The sequence below is a fragment of the Flavobacterium sp. genome (assembly GCF_049318185.1).
GTDB lineage: Bacteria > Bacteroidota > Bacteroidia > Flavobacteriales > Flavobacteriaceae > Flavobacterium.
On sequence record NZ_JBMOGV010000139.1, the window covers coordinates 1 to 4,400 of the forward strand.

5 protein-coding genes are annotated in these 4,400 nt (G+C 32.4%); 3 read left to right on the forward strand and 2 right to left on the reverse strand.

Annotated features, from left to right (window positions below; genetic code table 11):
* Positions 1-231: 231 nt before the first annotated feature.
* Entirely contained in the window at positions 232-1,446 is a 1,215-nt protein-coding gene (locus ACOYLT_RS10255) for a hypothetical protein (protein WP_422853754.1), read from the reverse strand.
* 23 nt (positions 1,447-1,469) lie between these two features.
* On the reverse strand, positions 1,470-1,766 hold the full coding sequence (locus tag ACOYLT_RS10260) for a hypothetical protein (RefSeq protein ID WP_422853755.1): 297 nt from the start codon (positions 1,764-1,766) through the stop codon (positions 1,470-1,472).
* Between the two features lie 61 nt (positions 1,767-1,827).
* Between ACOYLT_RS10260 and ACOYLT_RS10265 the strand changes: the two genes are divergently transcribed.
* The 3 genes from ACOYLT_RS10265 (at position 1,828) to ACOYLT_RS10275 (ending at position 4,153) form a co-directional block, all read left to right on the forward strand.
* Positions 1,828-2,058, forward strand: a complete 231-nt coding sequence (locus ACOYLT_RS10265) for a DUF433 domain-containing protein (protein WP_422853756.1) — start codon at positions 1,828-1,830, stop codon at positions 2,056-2,058.
* On the forward strand, positions 2,059-2,409 hold the full coding sequence (locus ACOYLT_RS10270) for a DUF5615 family PIN-like protein (RefSeq protein WP_422853757.1): 351 nt from the start codon (positions 2,059-2,061) through the stop codon (positions 2,407-2,409).
* Positions 2,410-2,632: 223 nt separating this feature from the next.
* Positions 2,633-4,153 (forward strand): T9SS type A sorting domain-containing protein, encoded by a 1,521-nt coding sequence (locus tag ACOYLT_RS10275; RefSeq protein WP_422853758.1) that lies wholly within the window; start codon positions 2,633-2,635, stop codon positions 4,151-4,153.
* Positions 4,154-4,400: the final 247 nt, after the last annotated feature.

Sequence of the window (4,400 nt, forward strand, 5' to 3'; positions counted from 1 at the left end):
TCAAGAAGCCCGAAAAATATCAGACCACATTCCTATTTGGAGTTTTTTTGAGTTTAACATTGAAAACAAGTGAGAAAAACACAAAAGGCAGAGGTTAATTATCATTTTTTAAGAGATAAAAACGGTATGGAGAACAAGAAAAATGACTAAAATTATTTTTTGTTTTTTCAGTATCACTTTTAAAAAAACAAACGAATCATTTTTTCAAACAATTGTACCCAACGGATTACTTTAATTTAAATTTTGATTCAAACTACTATATATCGCAATCATTCGAGTTTTAAAATTTAAATCAAATCGATCGGGTTTAATCTGCTTGAATACCAAAACAGCTTCCTCTTTTCTTCTCTTTTTAACCAATGCAAAAGCATAATATACTTTCAATTGATTGTAATTCAACTCTGCCCAATAACCTAAGATTGCCGTATGTTTTGCTGCATTTTGTTCAACAAGCGCAATAATGGTTTCGAAAGCTACAACGGCATACAAATACGTACTAATCATGAAAATACTGCTCACTCGGTGTCCTGAATCATTATCATTGGTTGAAGCATGTTTTAGTATTTTATCAACCAATTTATCGTGATGCAAACCATTTTCAAAATGTTTGTCATAATAAAGTTGCACCCCCAACCAGCGCATGGCAAGCATATTATGCATTGGCGATTCGGTTATTTTATTGTAATGCTCCAAAAACAATTCCCATTGATGGTTTTCGGCAAAATGAGTACAATGAATTAAATGATAAAAAGTTGCGATGGATGGATTGCTTTTATAACTATTTTCTAAAAGCGGTAAATAATAGTGTTGCTCGGGCACCACCAACCATTCTAGAAAATAATTTTCTGCAAAAGGCAAATGATGATAATGGCCAATGGCAATTTCAGCAAGCCAATCGTTTTGTTTGCATAAACTACCTAACAAATGAATTGTATGATAAATGGCGTATTTATAAGATTCTGAAAACTCAAAAACAACTTGCAACTCAAATAATCTTTTAAAGAAAACTTCGTCTTTTTGTTGTGCTTTGCAAAGTATGATTTGGTTTATGGTTTCAAATAAAAGAGCAGATTTTGAACTCGCGTTGAGTTTATTAAATAAATCCTCTATTGAAATGGTGTTTTGAATGACTTCAAACAAAATGGCTTTTTGGTGTAATATATTTTGCTCTACATAACTTTTTATTAATCCTTCCCAACTAGGATAACCAATATAGCTTGAAAAAACATTCAAAGTAAAAATAGAAGGAGAAGAATCACTTTTTTTAATACTAAAAAGTCTAGCAATAGTATCTACTGACAAGCGTTGATTAATTGCTTCTACAATAGCCTCTTCCAATAATTTGCAATCATTAGTAGTTATTATAGGTTGAGAAAACGTATTAATAATAAGTTCTTTCAAATAAGCTAAATGCTCTTCTTTGGGTTCTTGAAGTAATCTTGGCATAGCACGAAAATAGTGACAATTACTCAAATAACAACTATTTGTTCTATTTGCTTTTCGGAGCAATTTTGTTTTTGAGGTATTTTGGGATTTTTTTTAAAAAAATATGAAAAAAATACACCCCAAGCTCTGCTAAGTCCACCGACTTCATAGCATTTATAAAGATAATTAAACCACCAACTGGCGGTTTTTTCATTTATACATTTTTTTATTCTAGCAACTTTAAAGATTGATTCATTTTTATAAAAAGGTGACTGCAGTATAACTCTCGTATTACATACTTGATAATCAATGCTTAATAAAAATCTAAATTCTTTTTTCAAGGAACTATTTTAAATTGTTAAGAATAAAATATGTAAATTTGTTTTTTAAAATTTTAGCATTATGGAACTAATAGAAATCAACCAAAAAATAATGTTGGGTAAGCCTGTCATCAAAGGAACAAGAATTACAGTTGAACACATCATTTCTTTGCTTTCTCAAGACATTAGCATCGATGAAATTTTAGTAGAATACAAAGGCATAGAAAAAGCACACATATTAGCGTGTTTGCAATATGCTGAAAATTTATTAGAAAAAACAACTACTTTCGACCTTGATAAAATAGCTTCTTAAATGAGGTTTTTAGTTGATGAATGCGTCGGCACAACCGTTTCATCCCATTTAAAATCAGAAAATCATATTGTTTTTTGTGTTTTTGAGGAATTTCGTGGTGCTTCTGATGAGCAGTTACTTCAAAAATGTTTTGATGAAAACTATATTCTAATCACTTCAGACAAAGATTTTGGTGAAATGATTTATAAAAACAAAAAAGTGCATAAAGGCATCATTTTGATTCGATGTACTCCCAATAGTTTCAAACAAAAAATCATTGTTCTTACCAAACTAATTTTAAATTACTCTGATAAATTAGAAAGTAATTTTGTAGTTGTAAGCAACGAAAATGTTAGAATTATTAAACCTTAATTACTTCTTACACAAAAGTCCTTTCAATTTCACCAATCAACGCTATAAAGTCTCTTATCTTTCTAGCCTTACGAAAAAAACCAATTTAAATTAAAAACTCAGTTGATTAAATTTTTCTTTTCAAAACGGTGGCCTCTGGTTGCCGTTTTTTATTTGCCTTTATTTGCTTTTCAGAGCAATTTTGTTTTTGAGGTATTTTTGGGCAGTAAATTAAAAAAATATCATGAAAAAACTTTTACTACTACTTGCGCTTACAGCAATTCAATTAATAAATGCACAAGCTCCAACTGCGATTTGGCAAAAATGTTATGGTGGTTCTAATGATGATTATATTTTTTCTTTAGCAGAAACATCAGATGGCGGATATCTTACAGGATTAGTCACTCTTTCGAACGATGGTGATATTACAGGTAATCATGGGGGTGCGGATGTTTCATTAATGAAAATAAACGCAACAGGAATTATACAGTGGCAAAAATGCTATGGAGGTACTGGTCAAGAAAGTATTGAAAAATTAATTCAAACAACCGATGGAGGCTACATCATTTCTGTAGGCACGAATTCTAATGATGGTGATGTTTCGGGCAATCATGGTGGTGAGGATTCGTGGATTTTTAAAATAAATGCAATCGGAACTATTCAATGGCAAAGGTGTATTGGTGGTGATGGTCAAGATTATATAGGGGATATCACAGCAACGTCAGATGGTGGCTACATAATGTGCGGGTACACCTCTACAATAAATAATGGTGATGTGTTAGGAAATACATCTGCTGGAGGTTGGATTGTTAAAATAAATGATTTAGGAGTAATTCAATGGCAAAAGGTTTATGATACTGACAGTGCCGAAAGTGAATTTTCTAGAATTTTGCAAACTTCAGATGGGGATTATGTTACAGCTGGACTTACACAACTGGCCAGTTTTACTGGATTTCATGGTGCAGCCGATGCTTTGGTTGCTAAAATAAATCAAGCTGGGACTATCCAATGGCAAAAATGTTATGGCGGTTCTGGTATTGAGGATGGTCTAAATGGCTTAATAGCAACAAATGATGGCGGCTATATTTTTTCAATACAAACCGAGTCTAATGATGGTAATGTATCTGGAAACCATGGTGCTTCCGATTGTTGGGTGGTAAAATTAGATGCATCTGGGGAGATTTTAGAACAAAATTGTTACGGTGGTCCTGGTGGTGAAGGAGGAGGGTATATTCAGAAAACTCTAGATGGAGGTATGATATTGTCAGTGTCAACAGCTGCAAATGAAGGAGTTTTTTCGGATAATCAAGGAGGTTCAGACGCCTGTTCAATAAAATTTAGCTCAACAGGAGTTATTCAATGGCACAAATGTTTTGGAGGAACAGGTGATGATGGTGGCGGTGTTTTTCAATTGGCTGATGAAACCTATATGGCAGGTGGATTGACCTATTCAAATAATGGCGACATTTCAGGAAATCATAATACAACTAGTAGTGATGGGTTTCTTATAAAATTAACGGCAGATAATCTTGCAAATGAAAATTTTTCAGTCAATACTATTACCACCTACCCTAACCCAATGCAAAACATATTGCATATTGAAATAGAGAAAGAATTTACAGCTACTATATTTGACATCACTGGCAAAACGTTAATGAATGTTACTGCCAAAGATATTGATGTAAGTTCGCTAAGCGCTGGGATTTATTTGTTAGACATTAGCTCCGAAGGCAAACACTACAGTAAAAAAATAATAAAGCAATAAATTAGTAGTAACTTACGTTTATTGATTTTAGTGAAAAAGGATGTTTGTGGGCATCCTTTTTTTAATTGTATATCTTAACTTTAAAATACATAGACTGCCAAGTAAAAAAAAGGCGAGGTATTTCAAAAACATTTCCTAAAAATGGGTTAGTGTTTGTTTAATTCGGTGGTTAAAACACCATCTTTTCTAAAACTTCCAAAACGTATTCATGCATTACTTGGCGGTAATCCAAATGGGTTACGATGCG

Coding starts and splice junctions, on each gene's coding strand:
- ACOYLT_RS10255 (WP_422853754.1), bottom strand. CDS start 1,446: ATGCCAAGATTACTTCAAGAACCCAAAGAAGAGCATTTAGCTTATTTG.
- ACOYLT_RS10265 (WP_422853756.1), top strand. CDS start 1,828: ATGGAACTAATAGAAATCAACCAAAAAATAATGTTGGGTAAGCCTGTC.
- ACOYLT_RS10270 (WP_422853757.1), top strand. CDS start 2,059: ATGAGGTTTTTAGTTGATGAATGCGTCGGCACAACCGTTTCATCCCAT.
- ACOYLT_RS10275 (WP_422853758.1), top strand. CDS start 2,633: ATGAAAAAACTTTTACTACTACTTGCGCTTACAGCAATTCAATTAATA.